Origin of the sequence: Micromonospora yangpuensis (assembly GCF_900091615.1) — a bacterium.
Classification (GTDB): domain Bacteria; phylum Actinomycetota; class Actinomycetes; order Mycobacteriales; family Micromonosporaceae; genus Micromonospora; species Micromonospora yangpuensis.
Window position 1 is genome coordinate 869,165 of record NZ_FMIA01000002.1, and the last position, 21,919, is coordinate 891,083.

At 72.7% G+C, this 21,919-nt stretch carries 21 protein-coding genes; all 21 read left to right on the forward strand.

From position 1 onward, the window contains the following. Positions 1 to 341: 341 nt before the first annotated feature. The 21 genes from GA0070617_RS04185 to GA0070617_RS04290 all read left to right on the forward strand — a co-directional run bounded on the left by GA0070617_RS04185 (position 342) and on the right by GA0070617_RS04290 (position 21,882). Positions 342 to 1,226: a hypothetical protein gene (locus GA0070617_RS04185; protein WP_091434101.1), complete on the forward strand. Its 885-nt coding sequence runs from the start codon at positions 342 to 344 to the stop codon at positions 1,224 to 1,226. Between the two features lie 647 nt (positions 1,227 to 1,873). Next, complete coding sequence (locus GA0070617_RS04195; RefSeq protein WP_091434102.1) at positions 1,874 to 2,290, forward strand: pilin; 417 nt, start codon at positions 1,874 to 1,876, stop codon at positions 2,288 to 2,290. A gap of 2 nt (positions 2,291 to 2,292) precedes the next feature. Beyond that, complete coding sequence (locus GA0070617_RS04200; protein WP_091434104.1) at positions 2,293 to 3,207, forward strand: TrbL/VirB6 family protein; 915 nt, start codon at positions 2,293 to 2,295, stop codon at positions 3,205 to 3,207. Beyond that, positions 3,204 to 4,166: a PrgI family protein gene (locus GA0070617_RS04205; RefSeq protein ID WP_091434106.1), complete on the forward strand. Its 963-nt coding sequence runs from the start codon at positions 3,204 to 3,206 to the stop codon at positions 4,164 to 4,166. The genes GA0070617_RS04200 and GA0070617_RS04205 overlap by 4 nt, the downstream gene beginning before the upstream one ends. Continuing rightward, on the forward strand, positions 4,163 to 5,995 hold the full coding sequence (locus GA0070617_RS04210) for a VirB4 family type IV secretion system protein (protein WP_091434109.1): 1,833 nt from the start codon (positions 4,163 to 4,165) through the stop codon (positions 5,993 to 5,995). Before GA0070617_RS04205 ends, GA0070617_RS04210 begins: the two co-directional genes overlap by 4 nt. A gap of 23 nt (positions 5,996 to 6,018) precedes the next feature. Next, a complete protein-coding gene (locus GA0070617_RS04215) occupies positions 6,019 to 8,505 on the forward strand; it encodes a helicase HerA domain-containing protein (protein WP_091434112.1) in 2,487 nt (828 codons plus the stop codon). Positions 8,506 to 8,856: 351 nt separating this feature from the next. Next, a complete protein-coding gene (locus tag GA0070617_RS04220) occupies positions 8,857 to 9,723 on the forward strand; it encodes a replication-relaxation family protein (protein ID WP_091434114.1) in 867 nt (288 codons plus the stop codon). A gap of 479 nt (positions 9,724 to 10,202) precedes the next feature. Then, complete coding sequence (locus tag GA0070617_RS04225) at positions 10,203 to 11,015, forward strand: hypothetical protein (RefSeq protein ID WP_175440429.1); 813 nt, start codon at positions 10,203 to 10,205, stop codon at positions 11,013 to 11,015. Positions 11,016 to 11,432: 417 nt separating this feature from the next. Beyond that, positions 11,433 to 12,278, forward strand: coding sequence for a hypothetical protein (locus GA0070617_RS04230; protein ID WP_091434116.1), 846 nt, complete (start codon positions 11,433 to 11,435; stop codon positions 12,276 to 12,278). Continuing rightward, positions 12,275 to 12,592 carry a hypothetical protein gene (locus GA0070617_RS04235; RefSeq protein WP_091434119.1) on the forward strand — a complete coding sequence of 106 codons (318 nt, stop codon included), beginning with the start codon at positions 12,275 to 12,277 and terminating at the stop codon, positions 12,590 to 12,592. Before GA0070617_RS04230 ends, GA0070617_RS04235 begins: the two co-directional genes overlap by 4 nt. Before the next feature lie 257 nt (positions 12,593 to 12,849). Further along, positions 12,850 to 13,986, forward strand: coding sequence for an FAD-dependent monooxygenase (locus tag GA0070617_RS04240; protein ID WP_091434121.1), 1,137 nt, complete (start codon positions 12,850 to 12,852; stop codon positions 13,984 to 13,986). A gap of 31 nt (positions 13,987 to 14,017) precedes the next feature. Beyond that, complete coding sequence (locus GA0070617_RS04245; RefSeq protein ID WP_091445869.1) at positions 14,018 to 14,365, forward strand: histone-like nucleoid-structuring protein Lsr2; 348 nt, start codon at positions 14,018 to 14,020, stop codon at positions 14,363 to 14,365. Between the two features lie 96 nt (positions 14,366 to 14,461). After that, a complete protein-coding gene (locus GA0070617_RS04250) occupies positions 14,462 to 15,529 on the forward strand; it encodes a MarR family winged helix-turn-helix transcriptional regulator (protein ID WP_229688387.1) in 1,068 nt (355 codons plus the stop codon). Between the two features lie 94 nt (positions 15,530 to 15,623). Then, complete coding sequence (locus GA0070617_RS04255) at positions 15,624 to 16,274, forward strand: GGDEF domain-containing protein (RefSeq protein WP_091434125.1); 651 nt, start codon at positions 15,624 to 15,626, stop codon at positions 16,272 to 16,274. A gap of 140 nt (positions 16,275 to 16,414) precedes the next feature. After that, on the forward strand, positions 16,415 to 16,897 hold the full coding sequence (locus GA0070617_RS04260) for a hypothetical protein (RefSeq protein WP_091434127.1): 483 nt from the start codon (positions 16,415 to 16,417) through the stop codon (positions 16,895 to 16,897). Positions 16,898 to 17,092: 195 nt separating this feature from the next. Next, on the forward strand, positions 17,093 to 17,539 hold the full coding sequence (locus GA0070617_RS04265) for a hypothetical protein (RefSeq protein WP_091434129.1): 447 nt from the start codon (positions 17,093 to 17,095) through the stop codon (positions 17,537 to 17,539). Between the two features lie 21 nt (positions 17,540 to 17,560). Further along, the gene (locus tag GA0070617_RS04270) at positions 17,561 to 18,199 is read left to right on the forward strand and encodes a hypothetical protein (protein WP_229688386.1); all 639 of its coding nucleotides are present in this window, start codon (positions 17,561 to 17,563) and stop codon (positions 18,197 to 18,199) included. After that, positions 18,196 to 18,753, forward strand: coding sequence for a hypothetical protein (locus GA0070617_RS04275; protein WP_229688385.1), 558 nt, complete (start codon positions 18,196 to 18,198; stop codon positions 18,751 to 18,753). Before GA0070617_RS04270 ends, GA0070617_RS04275 begins: the two co-directional genes overlap by 4 nt. A 106-nt stretch (positions 18,754 to 18,859) precedes the next feature. Continuing rightward, positions 18,860 to 19,936 (forward strand): M23 family metallopeptidase, encoded by a 1,077-nt coding sequence (locus GA0070617_RS04280; RefSeq protein WP_091434131.1) that lies wholly within the window; start codon positions 18,860 to 18,862, stop codon positions 19,934 to 19,936. 114 nt (positions 19,937 to 20,050) lie between these two features. Then, the gene (locus tag GA0070617_RS04285) at positions 20,051 to 20,716 is read left to right on the forward strand and encodes a hypothetical protein (RefSeq protein ID WP_091434134.1); all 666 of its coding nucleotides are present in this window, start codon (positions 20,051 to 20,053) and stop codon (positions 20,714 to 20,716) included. 74 nt (positions 20,717 to 20,790) lie between these two features. Continuing rightward, complete coding sequence (locus GA0070617_RS04290; protein ID WP_091434135.1) at positions 20,791 to 21,882, forward strand: DUF4314 domain-containing protein; 1,092 nt, start codon at positions 20,791 to 20,793, stop codon at positions 21,880 to 21,882. Positions 21,883 to 21,919 lie beyond the last annotated feature (37 nt).

The following is a 21,919-nucleotide window of genomic DNA, read 5'->3' on the forward strand; positions in this document are numbered from 1 at the left end:
GCCGCCCGCGGGGCGCTGTCACCGCTGTGAGACCGGCAGTGCCCCCGTTGTCAGGCCGCTCGGCGGTGTCGTGTCCCTCGCGGCCTTGTCCCGTGTCCGCCGCCTCCTGTCGTGTCAACGCGCCGGTCAACGCGGTTTGTCAGAACGGTGAAGCACGCCGACGCCGGTCGTCAGTCAGCGGATGGCCGGGGCGGCCGACGCCGTCGAACCGGCAATTCATGCCTGCCGGCCTGCGCTGTCAGGGGCCTGTGAGACCCCGGTGGCGCAATGGCGGTCAGACGCGCCGGCCACCCCGCTCCGGCCCGTCATCGACATTCGTCTCCGACATGGGAGTTCGTGACATGACCGCGTCCGCCAAGGACTGGCCCGACTCGCCGCTGGACGCCGTGGACACCGCGTTCGCCGACCTGACCTGCGACCCCGACCCGTTGTCACTGGACCTCGACCCGCTGGCCGACCAACTCGGCGATGACAGCGGTCTGCCTGGCGGTGTCATCGCCCTGCCGGCGTTGCGGCAGTGGCTGCTGGAACATCCCCGCGCCTACACGGCGCGGGACGTGGTGTGGCGGGAGCTGGTCCGCCGCGCCCGCCTCGACGGACCCGCCTGGGTCATCGCCGCGGTCGCCCTGGCGATGCCGGCGCTGCGCCGCTACGCCGGCCGGCTGCACACCGGCTGGGCCGGCGATGCCCACGACCTGGACGCCGAGATCCTCACCGGCTTCCTGACCGCCCTGCGCGACCGGGTCGACCTGGCCAAACCAGCGCCGTACGCGGCGCTGTGCATGGCCGCGTGGCGGGCCGGCCACGAACTGCGGCAACGTGACGGCGCCGAGGCTGTTCCGGTGGACGACCTCGAACACGTCACCGGCCCCCGCACGCCGAAGCGGCCCTACGGGCATCCAGACCTCCTCGTACGCCGGGCGGTCGAGTTGGGCATCGTGGACGAGTGCGATGAGCAGCCCTACATCGACGTGCGGCTGGGCCACCGGGCCATCGAACCCATCGCCGCCCGCCTCGGCCTAGAGGTCGACACGCTGCGGCGACGTGTCGAGCGCATCGATGTCCGCATCGCCGACGCGCTCGCCACCGGGATGCTCACCGAGGCGACCTCACCCCGGGCGCGGGAAGACCTCGCCGTGGCGGCCGAGCGACGGCAGCACATCCGGGCCGCCCGCGGCGGCAGCGCTCGGCATCCTGCGGCGCAGGTGACGCTGGCAGCCGCCTGACCGCCGACCATCCCGCAGGCTCTCTGCTCGCGGGCCCGACCATCTGGTCGGGCCCGCGAGCGTGTGCGACGAACCCGCCACTTCTCACCGCTGCTACCGGCCCCCACCCCGGTGCGGGGAAACCCGCCGTGGCCGCTGCCAAGCGGGTCTGACGGATCTCCCACGGATCTGACAGCGGCCCCGGCGGGGTGTTGATCCGGCGGCTGTGAGATTCCGGCGCCGACGCCGACGGCGAGGTCCGCCACCAGCGGCACGATCGTCGGACAGGCCGCTGACCAGGGCTGTCAGAGGTCTGTGAGGTCGTGTCGGAGCGCTGTGGGATCGGCAGGTGTTCGCCACAGCTCACAAACGCCGGTTTGAGGGTGCGGAACTCCTCCGACGCCACCACGGCGTCACGCTGGGGGTTGATTCCGCCCGCCGCGGGCCGGGAGGCCAGGTCGGCACGGGACCGGGCGACCTCGGGTGCCGCGCCACGTTGATGCGCTGACACCTCATCGATCATCGCCAACCCGAACGGGAGGACGAGCTCCTCCCGAGGTTCACCACGGTTCCCGGCCGACGTGTCTTTCCCGAGCCCGGCGGCGGCTCTCCGCCCACCGTTTCGACGAATCGCCCCGGCGCGAGCCGGGGCGGGAGGTGCAGCCATCATGTTCCGCCCGCTGTTGGCACGTTCCCGTGCCCTGACCACCGCCCTCTCCCACGCACCGATGACGACCCGCGCGCTTCGCCTCGTCGCCCGGGTCGCCGCGCCCGCCGCGGCGGCTGCTGTGGTGACGCTGGCCGTGCCGGCCGTCGCTTACGCCGACCCCGGCGGCCCGGTCGTCCTGGCCGCCAACGACCTGCCCACCGTCATCGCCAACCTGCAGACCTGGGTGATGGGCATCCTGGCAGCCGTCGCCACCCTGTTCCTGGTCCTGGCCGGCGTGTACTGGGCCACCGCCGGCGGCGACCCAGCCCAGGTCGACAAGGCCAAGGGCGCACTGAAGAACGCCCTGATCGGCTACGGCCTGGCCGTGCTCGCGCCCATCCTGCTGGAGGTCGTCCAGGGAATCGTCGGAGGCTGACGATGGCCTGGGCGCTCAACCAGATCCTCGACTGGTTCGCCGGCCTGCTGCTGGACTGCCTGAACGGGCTCATCACCGCGATCACCCACGCGCTGCTGATCACCCCGGACGTGACCAGCCTGCCGCAGGTGCAGGCGCTGACCGGGCGGTCGATCTGGGTCGTCGACACCGTCTTCGTCCTGGTGTTCGTCGCCGCCGGTGTCCTGACCATGGTCGCCGGCGGCGACGAACGCGCCCGCTACACCGCCAAGGACCTCCTGCCGCGGTGCGTCGTCGGGTTCGTCACCGCCCACTTCTCCCAACTGATCGCTGGCAAGCTCATCGAGTACGCCAACGCGTTCACCGCCGCACTGACCGCGCAGGACTTCAACGGCGACGGGGCACTCGACGCCGTCAAGACCCACCTGATAGCCGCGCGTGACCAGACCGCCGGTCTGCTGTTCGTCGTCTGCCTGGCGATCATCGTGTTCCTGCTCGCCGCCACGGCCTGCAGTGTGATCGTCCGCTTCGCGGTCGCGCTGGTGCTCACCGCGGTCGCGCCGATCGCGCTGGCCTGCCACGCGCTGCCGCAGACCGACGGCGTGGCCCGCCTGTGGTGGCGGTCGTACGTCGCCATGCTGGCGATCCCGGTGGTGCAGGCGTTCGTGTTGTTCGCCGGCCAGTGGATGCTGCTGGATACCAGCACCATGCTGCCGCTGCTGGGCCTGCCGGTCGAACCGGGTGGAGTGCTCAACCTGTTCGTCGTGATGGTCCTGCTGTGGACCACGCTCAAGGTGCCGGGTCTGATGCGCCGCTACGCCACCAGCGGCGCAGGCGGGCGTGGCGGCAACGTGCTCGGCGCGGTCGTGCGGGTCGTCGTGGTGCAGCAACTCACCCGCGGGCTGCGCATCCCCGGCCTTGGGGCGGTGCGACGATGAGCCGCGCCCGCCGCGACGAACAGGCCGTCACCGCCCGCATGCCCGCCGACGTGGACGCGCCGGACAAGGTGCTCTACGGGCTGACATTCCGGCAACTCGCGATCCTCGCCGTCGCCGCCGTCATCTTTTACGGCGCCTGGCGCGCCCTGCACGCGATCGTGCCCGCACCGGTGCTACTCGGCGCCGCGGTTGTTCTCGGCGGCCTGGTGTTCGGCCTCGCTGTCGGCCGCCGCGACGGCCTGCCCATGGACGTGTGGCTGGCCTCCGCGGTGCGCCACTCCCGGGCGCCGCGCGCTTTGTCCACCACCGACACCACCGCGAAGACACCCGACTGGGTGCAGGCCCCGGCGTCGAAGGTGATGCTGCCGGCGCCGCTGAAACTGCCCGCCGACGCCATCGACGACCACGGTGAGATCAGCCTCGACGGTGTGAAGGCGGCGATGGTCGCGGCAACCAGCGTCAACCTCGCTCTGCGCACCGCCGACGAGCAGGCCGCCCTGGTCGACACCTTCGGCCGGTGGCTCAACAGCCTGTCCACGCCGACGCAGATCGTGGTGTCGGCGCAGCCGGTCGACCTGCGCTCCGCCGCCCGCACCCTAGCGCGGGCGGCGGACGAGATGCCGCACCCGGCTCTCGCCGACGCGGCAGCCGATCACGCCCGGTTCCTCGACGACCTCGCCGAACGGCGGGATCCGCTGCGCCGGCAGGTCCTCATCGTCACCCGCACCAACTCCGGTGAGCGCGGTGAACACGCTGCCCGGCGCCGCGCCGATCAGACGGTCCGGTCGCTAGCCGGGCTGGGCGTCACCACCCGCGCCCTCGACGGCCACGCCACGACCGCCGCCCTGGCCGCTGCGGCGGACCCCTACCGGCCGCCCCGCCCCGGCGGCCTCGCCGCCCCCGACACCACCATCACCGCGCCTCCGGCGAGGAGGCCACGTACCAGGAGGACATCATGATCTTCGTCAAGCGCCGACGCGCCCCGATCGACGACAGCACCAGCCCGCCGTCCGCAGGACTCGCGGCGACGGTGGCCCCGGCCTCGGTGGAGGTGACGCCGCGGTTCCTGCGGGTCGGGGACGGCTACGCGGCCACCCTGGTGGTGACCGGGTATCCGGCCGAGGTCGGGCCGGCGTGGCTGGAGCCGCTGCTGTCCTGGCCAGGCCGCCTCGACCTGGCCCTGCACATCGACCCGATCCCCGCACCGGTGGCGGCGTCGCGGCTGCGCAACCAGCGGGCCCGGTTCGAGTCGTCCCGGCGGGCGGACGAGCAGAAGGGCAAGCTGGCCGACCCGTACGTGGAGGCCGCCGCCGACGACGCCGCCGACCTCGCCGAACGCCTCGCCCGCGGGGCGGCGAAGCTGTTCCGCGTCGGCCTGTACCTGACCGTGCACGCCCGCACCGAGGCCGAACTCCTCGACGCGTGCGCGCAGGTGAAGGCCGCCGCCGCCTCCACGCTGATCGAGGTGCAACCCGCGACGTGGCGGCACCTGCCCGGCTGGACCACCACCCTCCCCTTGGCGACCGATTCGCTGCAGATGCGCCGCACCATGGACACCCAGGCCCTGGCCGCCGCGTTCCCCCTCGCCAGCGCGGACCTGCCGGCACCGCTGCCCGGCGACCCCGCCACCACCGGCGGCGTGCTCTACGGGGTCAACCCGGACTCCCAGGGCATCGTCTGGTGGGACCGCTGGAGCTGCGAGAACCACAACAGTGTGATCTTGGCCCGCTCCGGCGCCGGGAAGTCCTACTTCGTCAAACTCGACATCCTCCGCCAGCTCTACCAGGCGGTGCAGGTCGCCGTCGTCGACCCGGAGGACGAATACCTCCGGTTGGCCGACGCGGTCGGCGGCACCATCGTGCGACTCGGCGCACCCGGCGTGAAGATCAACCCCCTGGACCTGCCGGCCGGGGACACCCGCCCGGACGTGCTCACCCGCCGCGGCCTGTTCCTGCACACCCTTATCGCGGTGCTGCTGGGGCAGCTGCCGCCGCCGGCCGAGCGCGCCGCCCTGGACCGGGCGATCCTGCAGGTGTACCGGCAGGCGGGCATCACCGCCGACCCGTCCACCCACCACCGGCCCGCGCCGCTGCTGCGCGATCTGGCCGCGACCCTACGGGCCGACGACAACGCCGCCGCCCACGAACTGGCCGCCCGACTCGCCCCGTGGGTGGCCGGCTCGTTCTCCGACCTGTTCGACTCACCGACCACGACCCGCCCACAGGGGCACCTCGTCGTCTGGAGCCTGCGAAACCTGCCAGACGAACTGCGCGCCGTCGGCACCCTCCTCGCCCTGGACGAGATCTGGCGGCAGGTCGACCTCCCACCCCAACACCGGCGGTCCCACGAAGGATCCCGCCCGCAAGGCCGGCGGCTGGTCGTGGTGGATGAGGCGTGGCTGCTGATGCGCGACGGGGAAGGCGCCCGGTTCCTGTTCAAGATGTCCAAGGCCAGCCGGAAGCGCAACGCCGGCCTGTCGGTCATCACCCAGGACGTCGCAGACGTGCTCGGCACCGACCTCGGCCACGCCGTCGTGTCGAACGCGGCCACGCAGGTGTTGCTCAAGCAGGCACCGCAGGCCATCGACCAGGTCGCCGACGCGTTCGGCCTGACCGTCGGGGAGCGGCGGATGCTGTTGTCTGCCCGGGTCGGGCACGGCCTGCTGATCTCCGGTACGAACCGGACCGCGTTCGAGTCGATCTCCTCGCAGACCGAACACCTTCTCGCGACCACGAAGCCGTCCGACCTGGCCGACCTCGACTCCGACGACGGGGAGGAGGCCCTGTGACACCCCTGCATGCCTTTTCGCCGATGCCGGCGCCCAGCCCGTCCGGGCCGGGCGCCGGTCTCATCTCTCCGCCGGGCGCGCCCGCGCGGTGGGTTCTGCACGCCGCGGAGTGGGCGGCCGGCCGGCCGTGGTTGCTCGGCGTCGCCGCCTCCCTGCTCGTCGCCTATGTCGCCGGGCGCAACCTCCTCGACGGGTGGCGGCACCGCCGCCACACCGACGGCGCCCGCCTCGTCACCGTCGCCCCACCGCCGGAGGTCGACCCGCACAGCGCCGCCGCGCTGTGGGCGAACCTGCACGGCACCCTCACTCCGTCCCGCCGACGCCGGCTGCTGTACGGCGCCCCGCACGTGGTGTGGCACTACACCTGGACCGGCCGCCAGCTACTCATCAGCATCTGGGTGCCCGGCAGCGTGCCGCACGGGGCGGTCGAGGCCGCCGTGCGGGCCGCCTGGCCCGGCGCCGCCTGCACCACCGACGACCAGGCGTCACCGCCGATCCCGCTCGACGTGCCCGCCGCCGTCGGCGGGCACCTGCTGCCGACGGCCGCCGAGTGGCTGCCCTTCGAAACCGACCACGACAACGACCCGCTCCGAGCACTCATGTCGGCCGGGTCGCAGCTCAAACCGGACGAGTATGCCTGCGTGCAGGTCCTCACCCGCCCCGCCACCCCCCGCCGCGCCGCACGAGCCCGCCGCGCCGCCGGCCGGCTCCGCGACGGCAAGACCGCCGTACCGGCCATCAATCCCGCCGCCCCACTCCTGTGGCTCATCGAGGCGTTCCTACCTGGCCGCACCGCCACCGCCCGCAGCGGCGGCCAGCCGGCCAGCCGCCGGGACCCCGGCGTGGAGAGGGACGTGCGGGCGATCCTCGACAAGACCACCCACCCGCTGTGGACGATCGGCATCCGCTACGCCATCGCAAAGAACAACCACCGCGGCGGGTCCCGGCCGGAGGCCAGGCTGCGCGGTGTCGCGGACGCGGTCGCCTCGTCGTTCGCCGTGTACGCCGGCCGCAACCGCCTCGCCCACCGGGCGCGGATGGCGCAACCGGTGGCCGTGCTGGCCACCCGGCGGCTCGGATCCGGGTTCCTGGCCTCCACCCCCGAGCTGGCCGTCCTCGCGGCGCTGCCGCGGGATCTGGCCGTGCCGGGGTTGGATCGGGCGCGGGCGAAGTCCATGCCCGCCCCGGTGGCGGTGCCGACCGGCGGCCGCGGGATGAAGGTCCTCGGCGACGCCGAAGTCGGTGGCCACGCGGTGGCCCTGTCCGTCGCCGACGCGAGGTATCACATGCATGTGGTCGGATCGACGGGCTCCGGGAAGACGACCCTGCTGGTCAACATGGCCGTCGAGGACATCAAAGCCGGCCGGGGCACCGTGGTCATCGACCCGCACGGCGACATGGTCCTGGACATCCTCGACCGGCTTCCCGCCAGCGTCGCCGGGCGGGTGGTGCTGTTCGACCCCGACCAGCCCAACCCGCCCACCCTCAACCCGCTATCCGGCAGCGACCCAGACCTGGTCGTGGACAACCTCGTGTCGATCTTCGGGAATATCTTCGCGAAAGCGTGGGGGCCCCGGATGGACGACGTCATGCGAGTGGCCTGCCTGACCCTGCTGCGACACGCCAACGTCACCCTCCAACACATCCCGCCCCTGCTCAACTCGGCGCAGTTCCGGTCGGCGATGACCGTCGGCCTGGACGACCCGGCCGGCCTGTCCGGGTTCTGGCAGTGGTACGACGACCTCAACCCGGCCCTGCGCTCCCAGGTCATCGGCCCCGTCCTGGCCCGCCTGCGGGCGTTCCTCCTGCGGGACTTCGTCAAGCGCACCATGCGCTACCCCCGGTCCAGCTTCGACATGGGCAAAGTCCTCGACGGTGGGGCGCTGCTGGTACGCATCCCAAAGGGGCAGTTGGGTGAGGACACCAGCAAGCTGCTCGGCTCCCTCGTCCTGGCGCAGGTGTGGCAGGCCGCGACCGCCCGCGCCGCCGTGTCGGCGGACAAACGCCGCGACGCCACGTTGATCATCGACGAGTGTCAGAACTTCCTGACCCTCGCCAACAGCCTGGACTCAATGTTGGCGGAGGCGCGGAAGTACCGACTGTCGATGGTCCTCGCCCACCAGGACCTCGCCCAGTTCCCGAAGGACCTCCTGGCAGCGGCGTCGGCGAACGCCCGCAACAAGCTGTACTTCTCCGTCGCCCCGGAAGACGCCCGCGTGCTGGCCCGGCACACCCTGCCCGAGCTCGATGAGCACGACCTGACGCACCTGGACGCCTACACCGCTGTCGGGCGGCTCGTCGTCGGCGGGCGGCAGACGCCGGCGTTCACCCTCAAGACCCGGCCGCCGAAGCCGGTCGTGGGCGAGGCGACGGCGATCCGTCAGGCCGCGGCGCAGGCGGTTCCGGCCCAGGACACCAGCGCGATCGACGACCTCGTCGACCGGTTCTCGGCCCGCCCCGACGACAACCGCCGGTCCCGAGGCAAGAGCGCTCCGAAGGCGAACACCTGAACGCCGCAGGACGGTTGAAGCAAGATCGACAGATCGGTCGACCGAGGTCGACCGAGTCCCGGTCGCCCCTTCCGTGCGGGCTTCACCAGCCCTTCACCACCGATCACCACACCGCACTGACAGATCCGGCCGTCCGGGTCTGTCAGTGCCGCTCACCGGCCGTGTCCAGCCTCCGGTGACCACCTCACCGAACTCAGACACCCTCCCTCGGAGGGAACTCCTCTTCCGCTTGGAGCATCCACCGTGTCCACCAACAACTCCGACTCCCGCTCGGCTTCCGCCTCTTCCTCGTCCTCTTCGCCTGGTTCCCGTTCGTCATCTCGTCTTGCTCGTCTTGACCGGCTTCGTCGGTTGACCACCCGTGATCATCAGCTGTTGCGGTGGCTCGCCGAGCACTACGTGCTGTCCACCGACCAGATCACCACGGCGCTGTTCCCATCGCGTCGCTCGGCCCGGCTCCGACTCGCCCAGTTGCACCAGATGGAGGCGGTCAGCCGGTTCGTCGACGTCACCACCGGCAGCGGCCAGTACCTCTACACCCTCGGCCCGCTCGGCACCGTGGTCCACCCCACCCAGTTCAACGACCCGAACCACGTCGACGCCCGCGCCCCACGCACCAGCATCGACCGCACCGAACGCATCATCGGCAGCCGCCGCCTGGCCCACCTGCTCGGCACCAACCAGCTGTTCGTCGACCTGCTCGGCTACGCCCGCACCGACGAACACGCTCGTCTGGCGCGGTGGTGGTCCGAACAGCACACCACCGCAGCCTTCGCCGCCGCTTCCTACGCCGCCGGCAGCGGCACCGGTGTCCAGCCCGACGGGCACGGCATCTGGCACGCCGGAGGGCGCACAGTCGGGTTCTTCCTCGAACACGACAACGGCACCGAACCCCTCGGCATCGTGCTGCGCAAGCTGCGCGGGTACGAGCAGCTCGCCCGCTACGGGCCCCGCTACCCGGTGCTGCTGCGCGTCCCCGGCCGCCGCCGCGAGCAGCACCTCCTCGACGCCCTCGCCGGGGTGCCCACCGCCATGCCCGTGGCCACCGGCCTCCACGGCGAGCATCCCGCCGGGCCTGCCTGGACGCTGACCACCGACCCCGGGCCGCGCCGCTGGCTGCACGAACTGCCCGCCGACCACGGCCCGGACAACCCGGCCACCAACCCGCACCGCTTCCCCGACACCGACCCCAGCGGCCCCGCCGACCCGGAGCCCTGACATTCACCTTCAACACACGCGGAGGGGAGCCGTCCCACTGCCTTGGGCGGCTGTGAGACAGACCGGATCTCACAGTCCCGCCGTCCCTCGCCCGCGGAATCGAGCGGTCGTCTGACAGTGCAGGTCACCGGCACTACTGACGATCATGACGGCGGCCGGCGCTGACAGATCCGGCCGCTACCTTCATCGGCACCACCTTCACCCATATATCGCTCCACCCGGTCCGGTCCCACCTCGGGAACCACCGCCGCACCTCACGGTGCGCTCCGCCCACCCGCCCTTGTCGGCCGGTCGGCGCCCGCGCCAAGCGGCGACCCCCAGGTCGCACCGCACCACCAGCACCAACCCGCACCATCCCGCTCCACCAGCAGCCCTCTGCTGCACCCATCCCTGTTCGTCCCGTGAGTCGACCCATGTACCCGGTGGGCCGGCCGCTTCCGCGCGCCTAACAACGCGCCCTACCGAAGGAGGAACCCCAGATGACCGCAACCAACGGTGCCGCGACCCCGCTGAGCCGCTACGGCACCCGCGTGCCGACGGTGACGCCCCGCCCGGGCCGCAAGCCCACCCCCGCGGCCACCACCGCCAGCACCACGGCGCCCACCAGCCCGGTGGTCACGCCGACCGCGACGATCAACACCATGATCGTCTGCCTGCCCGACGGCCTGCCGTCGCAGGCCCTGACCGCCACCCAGCTCGACCGGCACTTCGGCGTGTCCGGCACCCTGCAGCCCCGTTTCTGGGCCATCCCGGACATGTGGCTGTGGCAGCGGCGCGACCTGGTCGCGCCTCGCAAGGGACGTCCGGTGTACTGCGCCGGCGGACCGGTCAAGCTGCTCGACCTCGCCGCCATGCGTCACGCCGCCGGCGTCGGCGCCGGCATCCGCCACCAACTGTGGCAGCAGGTCGTGCACGGCACCCGGCCGGCCACCCCATGGCCGACCCTGCTGGCCCGCCACCTGGCGGACCCCGCCAAATACCCGCGCGAGCGGGCCGAGGCGGACTTCCACAACCAGGCCCGCGTCAACGCGATGCGGATGCACAACGCGGCCAGCTACGGCGCCGCCCACCTCAGCCCTGGGGAGCTGGAGATGTTCCAGGCAGGCCCGATGGCCTACCAGCACTACAGCGCCACCACCGCCGTGTGCGGCGACGCCCTGCTCACGCCGGACGGGCACAAGTTCGCATCCGCGAGCGACGCCCTCACCCACCGGGTGACCTACCTCGAGCAGGCGACCCGGTACCTCGACACCATCGAGGCCGACCAGCGGCTGCTCGCCGTCGCCCTGTAGCACCACCGGATCTGGAACCGGTCGGGCACTGCCACCCATCCCTCTTCCCTGGGATCGGCGGCGGCCCGACCGGCTCCACCCCATTGCACCCGCGCCGCGCTGCGCACCAGCAGCAGACGCGACCTCTGCAGCCGCGTCCCTGAGCGTCCCGGCCCTGCGACGCACACACCCTCCGCGACGAGTGCGGCCACACCCCCACACGACATTGACCACAACCTGAACCACGCCCGCCTGCACTACATCCGACCCGCTCCTGCGGGCCATCCGCCGTACCCACGGGGGGCCAAAGCGGCGTGGCGTGGACCCACTGCCGGCCCCGTATGGCACCCGCCCGGCGCCCCGGGCTGGGGCTCCCTGCAAGCCCGGCCGGCGAACGGCCGACCTTTCCCTCTTCCCCTATCAGGAGGTTCCTTCGCCATGTCCAACCGACTGTGGTTCCGCGTCGACGACGTCCTGCCCCTCGCCGAACACGCCGCCGCCACCCACGCCCACCTGAAGACCCGGCAGCAGTACCGGGCCGACGTCCCGGACCAGGCCGCGCTCATCTGGTCCCACGACACCGACGGTGACTGGCTGTCCTCCAACGGGATCCCCCGCTGGTACGACGCCGACGGCGCCGACCACCGGGCCCTCGCCGAAACCTGGACCCACACCGCCACCGGCGCCACCGGCAACCCGGTCCCCGCCGACGACGGGCACGGATTCCTGCCCCTACACGCCGACCACGTCGACGGCCGGCGGGACCTGCTCGACCTGCTCCGCTACGCCCGCCGCCACGGGATGCACTGGTTCGGGTTACACCCCGACCCGGCGAGCGAGGCCACCGGCGACCGCCACCGCATCTCCCGCCACCGCGGCGACATCTTCCCACCGCTGTCCACCTGGATCCCGGCGGCCGTCACCTGCGACGTGGTCGGCGGCGGCACCTACCGCGCCATGGTCGCCACCGGCTACACCACCCTCACCCGCACCGGGCTGCTGTGCCGCTTCCCCCGGTTCGCGGTGCAGCGCATGGCCGCCCACCTCGACGCCCTCTACCCCGGTGACATGCCCGGGGAGCACCCCCGGCTGCGGTTCGACGGCGACGAGGTCGCCGTCGAGTGGGAGAACGACGACGGCCTGGACAGTCGCTGGTTCGAGGACGACCGGGTCACCCCGGACGCCAACCGTTGCTACGCCATCGGCGCCTACCAGTGGCCATGGGCCCTCGTCGCGTCCGAGGCGACCTCCCGCGCCGCCGACCCGACGGACCGGTCGCGGTGATCGTCGACGAGGTGTTCCACCAGGGCGGCCCTGGCAGCTACGAGCTGACCCGGGTGCACCACACCGACGGGTACGTCCTGCGGGTGCGGGTCTACCGCGACAGCTACGCAAAGCAGAGCACAGCGGTCGCCGAGGTCCTCACCCCTCTGTTCACCTGGACGATCATCGCCAGCAGCCCCGGTAGCGGCTGGCAGCGCACTACCCCGATCACCTCACCCGACGTGACGCCGCTGATCCCGGTCGCCGACGAGGTGCTGCAGCGGGCGCGGCGGATCCTTCCCGTGCCGCCGCCGTTCACCACGCCCGGCCGGTAACCCGCCAAGGCCACGCCCTCCCGCGCCGCACTGCCCGCCCGGTCGCACCTCACGCACCAGCGGACCCAGCCCGGCGCCGCGTCTTCCGAACCTCATCCGCCCGCCGCACCACGGCGGGCTGATCAGCGCGTCCACGGCCCACCGCCGCTGACGCGCTTTCGCACTTGCACGACCTGGCCGATGCCCGGCCACCCGCGCACTCGCGCACACCCGGGCACGGCCGTGCCCGGGTTCCCACCCCCGCAGAAGGGAACCCCATGACATCCACCAGCAGACCCCGCGTCGCCGTCGTTGGCGGCAGCCTCACCGGCCCGGTCACCGCGTTGCTGTTGCTGCACGCCGGATTCGACGACGTCACCGTCTTTGAGGCGGCACCGGCGTCCGCGCCCCTGGGCGGCGGCCTCATCGGTCTGGAACACCCCGCCCTCGACGTGCTCGACCGCCTCGACATCGGCCAGCACGAGTTCGTCGCCCATGACTCCGAGGCCATCGTCCAGATGACCATCCGCGACCGCCACCCCGCCGAGACGATCCGGCGTACCTACCCGGGGCGGAACACCACCTGGACCCTGCTGCACCACGCACTGACACGCCGCCTACCTGCCGGTGTCCTGCACTCCGGCATGAAGGTCACCGCCCTGGCCGAGCAGGCCGGCCAGCCGGTGCTGCGGTTCCGCGACGGCCACACCGCACCCGCCGACCTGGTCGTGTTCGCCGACGGCCGGTCCTCCACCGGCCGCCGCCTCCTCGACCCTGATCGGACCCTGCGGTACGCCGGCTACGTCGCCCACCGCGGCATCGCCGACATCACCCCCCAGCCCGGCCTGCGGGACTTCCTGCGGCTGCAGCCCTGCCCCGGTGCGCAGTTCAACCTCGCCCCGGTACCCGGCGGCTGCGACTGGACCTTCTACCTCAACTGCACCAGCACCGAGTACGCGCAGCGGTTCGGCGCCGACCCCACCCGCCGAGTCTTCGCCCTACCCCGACACGTCAGCCCCGCCGCCCGCACCCACGTCGACACCCACGCCGACCAGCTCCTCCCGGCCGACCACGCCGCCGTCGTCCACGCCACCACCACCCGCATGGCGGTGCCAGTCCTCGACATCACCCCACCGGACCGCATGGTCTGGCCCGTCGGCGGCGGCCACGCCGTCCTGCTCGGCGACGCCCTCGCCCCCGTCCGCCCGCACACCGCCCGCGGCGCCAACAACGGCATCGAACAAGCCGCCGGCCTAGCCGCCGCCCTCACCCAGCACCGCAAGTACGGCGCCGACCTCACCGCCGCCCTGCACGGCTGGCAACGCCGACACCTGCCCGCCGCCGTCGCCGCCGTACACCGCGGGCCCGCCATCGGCCACCGACTCGGCCTCGGCACCCACCAAACCGCCCAGTAACCCACCCCTCGAAGGAAAGGAGGTGGCCCTCGTGGCCACCAAGACCACCGCGATCGTCGTCGACGACCTCGACGGCTCCACCGACGACGTCGGCACCTACCAGTTCGCCTTCAACGGCATCACCTACGAGATCGACCTGTCCGCCGGCAACTTCGACCGGATGGCCGCTGCCTTCGGCCCGTTCATCACGGCCGGACGCCGCCTGCCGAAACAGACCCGCGCACGGCGGCAGCACGGCACCGCGACCGGCCGCACCCAGAGCCAGGAGATCCGCACCTGGTGGTGGACCGCGAACTGGCAGGAGCTGAACCTGCCCCGGCCACGAACCGGGGGCGTCATCCCCGCCACGGTCCGCGACGCCTACCACGCCGCGCACTGACCCCCTGTCACCAGCAGGCCGCCCGGCGAGCGTTCGCCGGGCGGCGCACCTGTCCGCGTCGCCGGAGTCCCGCACTCCGGGCAAACGACTTGATCAATGCCCGATCCGAAGCGTGCATCAGTGCACGCGCCTCACTCATCGACCCCTGCCGACGGCAGGAGAAAGGGGCCCGCGCCCATGACCAGCACCCCCACCAACACGGCCGCACCAGCACCACTGGCACCCAGCGTCGCGAAGGTCCTCGCCGCGCTGCACCGCCTCGGCGAAGCCACCGCCGCCGCCATCGCCACCGAAGCCGGCCTCGGCTACTCCACCACCACCCCGAAACTGCGCACCCTGGAAACCGCGGGACTGGCCGAGCCCAGCCGAAACGACACCGGACGCAGCCTGTGGCGGCTGACCGACACCGGCCGCGCGCACGTCGAGCAGGGCGAGCACGACGAGCCCGCACCGGAATCCTCCACCTCAGACGTGGACACAGTCACCACCGCCGCGGAACTCGAGCCACGCGGCGACGACACGCAGGTAGCCGGAGATGCCGCCGGGCAGGACCACGACGAGCAACCAGCCGCCGAGATTCCCGCCGACGGGCAGCCGGACGCCGCCCAGGAGCAAGCATCGCCGGCTGCTGGTGACGTCGAGGCCGCACCCGACGAGGCCGCTGAAGCCGAGGACACCGAAACCGACCACGGCGACGATGACGACCGCTCGACTGCCGACCCCGACGTGCCGGGCGCGACCGACGACACCGACCCGGCCACCGGAACGACGCCCGCAGCGAACGACACGGACGTCAGACCGGCCACACCGGATGGTGGCCCTGCCGGCGGGGCCACCGACAGCACCACGGGCGACCCCGCCCCGGAAGCACCCGCCGCTACGCCGGCCACGGAGGCGGCGGGCGATTCGGCACAGCCCTCTACCCGGCGGGCGTCGGGCTCCCTGCGCGGCGCGGTCCTCGACATCCTCGAGGCCAACCCCGGCCAGCAGTACAAGGTCAGCGAGCTGTGCAAGCTGGTCGACCGGGCCAACGAGGGAACCGGCGCGAAGAAGGCCAGCGCGGGCGCGGTCCACAACGCCGCCGTGAAACTCGTCGGGACCGGGCGGGCGGTCCTGGCCGCCGAGAAACCCGCCACCTTCGCCCTCGCCGACACCACCGCCTGAACGACCCCGCCAGCCGGTAGCCCGGGGGCGGGCGTCGAACTTCCCGGAACCACGCCCGCCCCCGGTGCTCCTTCACAGACAAGGAGCTCCCGAAGTGTCTCCCATCCTGACCTCGATCGTCACCGCAGCCGGTGGAATCCTCGCCGGTCTCGCCCTCGCCGCGGCGCTGCTCTGGCGCCAGCAGCAGGCGCTAACCCGCGCCCGCTACGCCGCCGACCACGACGACACCACCGGCCTGCCCAACCGGCGGGCCCTGCTCGCCGCCCTCACCCGCGCCACACACGCCGATGCCCCGTTCGGGCTCGTCCTGCTCGACCTCGACGGCTTCAAAGCCGTCAACGACACCCTCGGCCACGAGGCCGGCAACGACGTCCTCACGGAGGTCGGCCGACGGCTGGCCGCCCTGCGAGGACCGGTGCGGCTCGCCGCGCGGCTGTCGGGCGACGAGTTCGCCCTGCTGGTCACCGGCGGCCCCGACGACGTGGCGGCCACCGCCCGCGCCGCCTGGCGGGCGGTCGGCCGCCACCCCGTCGACCTCGGCACGCACGCGGTGGCCTTGCGCGCCAGCGTCGGGCACACCAGCGCCGCCCTCGGCGTCAGCCCGCGCACCCTGCTGCACCAGGCCGACATCGCCATGTACCAGGCCAAACAAACCGGAACCGGGGTCCACGGCGCCACCGCCACCACCGGCCACACCGGACCGCCGCCAGGTACCCGCCTGCGAGACCTGCGCCGCCGCCGCTGACCGCTCACGGACACACCAAGAGGACCTCGCGCCCGTCGACGTGCGCGAGGTCCTCACCGTGCCCCGCTCTTATCTGCCCAGCCCTGCTTTCCCTCTCCTCGGCGTCGGTCGCCGAGACCCCGTTAAGGAGCGCATCCGCCATGAGTAGCCCCCACACGTTCACCGTCGGCGACCGGGTGACCATCGACCCGACCGTGGCCCGCGCCAGCACCCGGGGCGTCACCTACCGCGTCACCCGGCTGCTGCCGGTCAACGTCATCGTCGAACCCGTCGACGGCGGCCGACCGGTGAAGGTCAACCCCACCTACCTACGGCCCGCCCCCACGGCGGACAGCACCACCACAACCGACAGCAGCAGCACCGGCGGCGGCACCCACAGCGGCGAGTGGACCATGAACCACGAGGCGCCGCTGCACCCGGGCACCCTCGTCACTGTCGCCGGCCCGGGCTGGAAGCAGCCTCCCGGCGAGCTGTACGTGGTGCTACGCGACACCGGGACCGGCCGCGTCTCCCTCGTCCCGCTCGGCGGCAACAACGGCCGCTACTGGCGCGGCGTCTCCCGCCACCTGCTCACCATCGTCGACCCCACCCGCGTACGCCTCGACTCCGAACAGACCACCTGAACCACGACTTCACGCTGCCGTGTCGGGCGGGCAAGGTTCTGCCCGCCCGACACGACTTGACCTTCGTCGAGAGATGAGCGTCGATCAGCGCTGGCCGCCGGCCATCGTGCGGACATCAGCACTCCCAAGGGCTCCGACGCGAGTCGGGCGGCGACCGCGCATGCCCGCGATCCGCCGACCGAAGGGCCACCCGCCATGGCACACCGCGCACAGCCCAAGGGCCGCAACCGGCGTCCCAGCGACCGCACCGCCGTACCGGACGACGTCACCGACAGGCTCCTGTGGGCCCTCGCGGTCGACGTCGCCGCCGCCCACCAACTCGGACCCGACGGCGCCTGCACGAACCTGCAGTGCCGCGGGCAGCAGGGCCCCTGCTGGGCGCTGCGCACCGCCCGCCGCGCCGAACAACACGCCCGCCGCGCCCCTGCCACCCTCGCCCCGGCGCCCCCGCCGCCGTCGCCGCGCCCGGTCGGGGTCGTACGGGGACGCGCCCCCGTGCCCGCCCCGCCGCGCCGCTTCACCGGCTGGTTCACCCCCGCCCGCCCGCCGGCACCCCTGACACGGTCCGCGCCCGTACCGGACGCGGTGCCGCCTGAATCCCGCGTCTACCGGCATCCACCCGTGGCGGCGCTGGCCGCCTGAGCACGCACCTGGAGGTGCACAGTGAACTTCCTACCGAACGACACACTCGCCGGCTACGCCCGCACCGCCGTCGACCTGCGCACCCGCATGGTCGACTACCACCGCAGCCCGCTCGCGGCGAAGTACCTGCAGGCGTTCTTCGGCAGCCGCCTCGCCAACCACTCCAGCCCCAGCCCAGCGGGCATGGCGAAGGTCCTCACCGCGGTGCGCGCCATCACCGCCAACCCGTGGCGGCACGGCGAGCCGTACGTCATCGCCCCCGCGATGACCGCGATCATCGCCGCCGCCGCGGCGGCCCTCGACCTGACCGGCGAGGTACTCCCCGCCGACATCGCCCCCGACGACGGCGGGGTGCTGTTCCTCCCCGAACCGATCTACCACCGCAACCTCCGCGGCGAGGTGTCCTCCATCGGTGCGATCACCTGGGCCCGCACCACCAACACCGGCAGCGGCCGGTCGTTCTGGGCCATCGCCGGCTGGGCCGACCACCACGACGCGCACGACCCGGCGGCCGTCCGCCGCCGGCAGCAGCTCGCCGACCGGCCCGACCTCGCCCGACAGTTCGGCCCCCTACGTGCTGACCGACTTCACCGAGATCCCCATCGGCCAACCCGTCGACCCCCGCCCCGACCTGCCCGTCCTCGACGGAGACGACCATGACTGGGAACCGGCGCCCGACGGCCGGTTCTGCATCGACGAGACCACCACCCCGATGCGGGCCTGCGCCGCTGCTGACCGACTTCACCGAGATCCCCATCGGCCAACCCGTCGACCCCCGCCCCGACCTGCCCGTCCTCGACGGAGACGACCATGACTGGGAACCGGCGCCCGACGGCCGGTTCTGCATCGACGAGACCACCACCCCGATGCGGGCCTGCGCCGCTATCGCCTACGCCTTCTGGCGAATTCAGGCCCAACCTCTGGCCACCGTCGCCGCCGCCCCCCTGGACCGCGCCGCCCGCCGCCGCGCCGTGCGCGCCAGCATCCGCCACGACACCCGCGTGGTCATGCTGCGCCGCACCAGCCCTCTCGCCGAACCCACCGACGGCGAACCCAAGTGGCACTACCGGGTGCGGTTCGTTGTCCGCGGCCACTGGCGACGCCTCATCGACCGCGACGGCCACCCCTACCGCATCTGGATCAACGCCCACATCAAAGGCCCCGACGGGGCACCCCTGCTGCACGGCGAGAAAGTCGCCGTTCTCGCCCGCTGATTCCCTGCAACCCGCCGAAGGCCGCGCGACGCCCCCTCCACGGGCCCGCGCGGCCTTCGCCGTCCCCGCCCACCACCCGGCCACCGCTCTGAAGGAGTGACCAGTCATGACCACCCGCGTGCTGTCCGGGATCACCGTCGCGGTCGTCGGCGTCCTGCTGCTGTGCTCCGGACTGGCCACCACCCTGATCTTCGGCGGCGGCACCGGCGCCGCCGCGTGTGCCGCGATCGCCAGCGTCACGCCCACCGCACCGTCGGCGACGCGCAGCCCCGCCTCGGGCGGGATCGGTCCGATCGGTGACTGGAGCACCGAGCAGGTCGGCAACGCCGCCACCATCACCGCCGTCGGCATGCGTCTCGGCGTCCCGCCCCGCGGCTGGGTCATCGCCGTGGCCACCGCGATGCAGGAATCCTCGCTGATCAACACCCCGGGTGGGGACCGCGACTCGGTCGGCCTGTTCCAACAGCGGCCCTCCCAGGGCTGGGGCACCCCCGAGCAGCTACAGGACCCGCAGTACGCGGCGACGAAGTTCTACCAGAAGTTGCAGGCCGTCGACGGCTGGCAGGCGATGGCGCTGACCGAGGCCGCCCAGGCGGTGCAGCGGTCGGCCTACCCGGACGCCTACGCCAGGTGGGAACCCGACGCCACCCGCATCGTCACCGCCCTGACCGGGGTCACCGCCGGCCTGGCCACCTGCGGCGTGACCGTCAGCGCGCAGGGCTGGACCCAACCGGTGCACGCAGACGTCGGCTCCGGTTTCCGCACCGAGGACCGTCCCGGGCACGACGGCGTCGACCTGATCGTGGGCAAGGGCACCCCGATCCACGCCGCGTCCGCCGGCACCGTCACCGTCGTGCGCTGCAACGCCGTCGACGTGCGCACCGGCGCGGGCTGGGGCTGCGACCGCGACGGCGACCCCGCTCTCACCCGCGGCTGCGGCTGGTACGTCGACATCACCCACCCCGGTGGGGTGATCACCCGCTACTGCCACATGCTCACCCACCCCTCCGTCGCCGAGGGCCAACAGGTCGCGGCCGGTGACGTCATCGGCGTCTCCGGCAGCTCCGGCCACTCGTCCGGACCGCACCTGCACTTCGAGGTCCACCTCGGTGACCACACCTCCGCCACAGCCGTCGACCCGGTCGGCTTCATGGCCTCCGTCGGCGCGCCCCTCAACCAGTAGTCGCCATCGCGAACGCCGGCGGCGGCTGCGTGATCCACCCCCAGCTCGGTGGTCGGCCCACCCCGGGACGACCACCGCAACCCACATCCACACAACCCTGAGGAGGAAAAGCCCGTGAGCACACCCACGCTCATCGGTGTCGCCGCGTTCCGCGGCAGGTACACCGCCCGCTTGATCCAGTTCGGCGAGGATCCGCAGGTTCTGGTGCCGCTGCTGCGCCGGATCTGGACCGACACGTTCAGCCGTGACACCGGCGCCATGGCCGCCGCGCTGCTGGCCCACGACTGGTGGTCCCTCGCCGTCAACCCCAAGCCCCGCCGCTGGGACCAGCAGCGGCCCGTACCGGGCCTGGGCCATCCCGCCGACAACGACACCATCCGGCGCGGCGCGCTGCGCGAGGACGTCGGTGGGGCCCTCGAGTGGCTGTACCTGCTGCACCTCGATCAGCGGCGGCTGGTGGTGTACGAGGCGACGGTCCACGGCCGCTGGCTGCGGCACAGCGCCCACCACCTCGACCCCGCCGATGAACTGTTCATCACCGAACCCGCCGACGACGGCGGCGGCCCGGAGATGACGGTGTGCACCGTCTGCGGCGCGGTCGACGAGATCGACCACGTCGAGGTGCCGTCCATGGCCGGCTACGGCTACGACACCGCCACCAGCTGCACCCGCTGCGGCTCCTCGGTCGCCACCGACCCGATGTTCGGCGACCACGTCACCCGCAAGCCCTGGCCGCCGCACAACCCCACGACGGGTGACGCGACGGGTAGCGCCCGATGAACACACCCGACCCCACGCCGTCGCCGCCCACCAGCGGCAGCGATGGCCCGTCCACTCGCCGATCGGAGACCACCATGAGCTACCAGCCTGGCCAGCGCGTCGCGCTGGTCCACACCAGCGACCCACATACCCGGCTGCGTGCCGGCGACACCGGCACCGTCCGCCGCCACGACCAGCGGCAGAACATCGTCGAGGTCGCCTGGGACAGCGGCTCGACGCTGTCGATGTGCCTCGACGACGGCGACCGCATCGCACCAGCCACCACCCCGCCGCCCACCGGCGATCCGGTCGCCGAGGCCACCGAATGGGCCGCCGCGCTGCGGCGCATGCGGGCCGCCGGCACCGAGGCCGGCCAAACCGCCGCCGAGTGGTGGGCGCAGGACACCATCGGCGCCCGAGCCAGCGGCGACACCCGCCTGACCGCCCGCCGGATCCTGGCCGGCATCCACGACGGCGATCCCGCCGTCCTCGACACGTTGCCCCACTTCTTCTCGGCTGGAGACTCGGTCGATGCCGCCGGGTGGGAGCTGTTCGCCGACGCCACCGGCGATGTCTCCGGCTGGTTCGGGCTGCGCATCCAGCAGCGCGACGAGGCGATGACCGTCTACCGCGACGCCTTCGCCACCGTCGCCGAAGAGCGTGTCGCCGACCTGTGTCACCTCGCGGCCAGCCCCACCGGCCGCGACGTGTCCCACCTGCACCCCGACCGGGTGCACCTCGGCGACGTCGGCGTGTTCTCGGGCGAGTGGGCAATGACCGCCGGCCCGGACGGCGATGACCGCTTCGAGATCGGCTTCGCCGGCACTCTGATCGACCACTGGAACGGGTGGGCGGTGTTCTCCTGCACTCGCCCGGTGGCGGAGGCGATCGTCGCCGACCAGTACCGGCTCCGCGACCAGCACTGCCGCAGCCTGCGCGAGCAGGGCGTACCGGAGGACGACCTGGATCGCCGGGTCGACGCGGATCTGGCCGACCTGTCCTTCGACGGAGACGTCCTCGTCGCCGACCAGCGCGCACTGTCCGACGATCCGGAAGCCATCGAGCGCGTCGCCCCGGACGGTGACGGCCGGTACGTGGTGATGGGCCGCAGTTGGTGCTGGGAGGCCGTCGACCCGTACGCCTGCGACCGGATCGTCGGCGACCTGCCCGACCCGAACCAGGCATAGGCCGGGCCCCCGACCAAGGTCGCGCCACGTCACCCGA

Bases quoted from the DNA above. Each gene is read 5' to 3' on its own strand.
- GA0070617_RS04185 (WP_091434101.1), top strand. From the start codon at position 342: ATGACCGCGTCCGCCAAGGACTGGCCCGACTCGCCGCTGGACGCCGTG.
- GA0070617_RS04195 (WP_091434102.1), top strand. From the start codon at position 1,874: ATGTTCCGCCCGCTGTTGGCACGTTCCCGTGCCCTGACCACCGCCCTC.
- GA0070617_RS04200 (WP_091434104.1), top strand. From the start codon at position 2,293: ATGGCCTGGGCGCTCAACCAGATCCTCGACTGGTTCGCCGGCCTGCTG.
- GA0070617_RS04205 (WP_091434106.1), top strand. From the start codon at position 3,204: ATGAGCCGCGCCCGCCGCGACGAACAGGCCGTCACCGCCCGCATGCCC.
- GA0070617_RS04210 (WP_091434109.1), top strand. From the start codon at position 4,163: ATGATCTTCGTCAAGCGCCGACGCGCCCCGATCGACGACAGCACCAGC.
- GA0070617_RS04215 (WP_091434112.1), top strand. From the start codon at position 6,019: ATGCCGGCGCCCAGCCCGTCCGGGCCGGGCGCCGGTCTCATCTCTCCG.
- GA0070617_RS04225 (WP_175440429.1), top strand. From the start codon at position 10,203: ATGACCGCAACCAACGGTGCCGCGACCCCGCTGAGCCGCTACGGCACC.
- GA0070617_RS04230 (WP_091434116.1), top strand. From the start codon at position 11,433: ATGTCCAACCGACTGTGGTTCCGCGTCGACGACGTCCTGCCCCTCGCC.
- GA0070617_RS04240 (WP_091434121.1), top strand. From the start codon at position 12,850: ATGACATCCACCAGCAGACCCCGCGTCGCCGTCGTTGGCGGCAGCCTC.
- GA0070617_RS04250 (WP_229688387.1), top strand. From the start codon at position 14,462: ATGCCCGATCCGAAGCGTGCATCAGTGCACGCGCCTCACTCATCGACC.
- GA0070617_RS04260 (WP_091434127.1), top strand. From the start codon at position 16,415: ATGAGTAGCCCCCACACGTTCACCGTCGGCGACCGGGTGACCATCGAC.
- GA0070617_RS04265 (WP_091434129.1), top strand. From the start codon at position 17,093: ATGGCACACCGCGCACAGCCCAAGGGCCGCAACCGGCGTCCCAGCGAC.
- GA0070617_RS04275 (WP_229688385.1), top strand. From the start codon at position 18,196: ATGACTGGGAACCGGCGCCCGACGGCCGGTTCTGCATCGACGAGACCA.
- GA0070617_RS04280 (WP_091434131.1), top strand. From the start codon at position 18,860: ATGACCACCCGCGTGCTGTCCGGGATCACCGTCGCGGTCGTCGGCGTC.
- GA0070617_RS04290 (WP_091434135.1), top strand. From the start codon at position 20,791: ATGAGCTACCAGCCTGGCCAGCGCGTCGCGCTGGTCCACACCAGCGAC.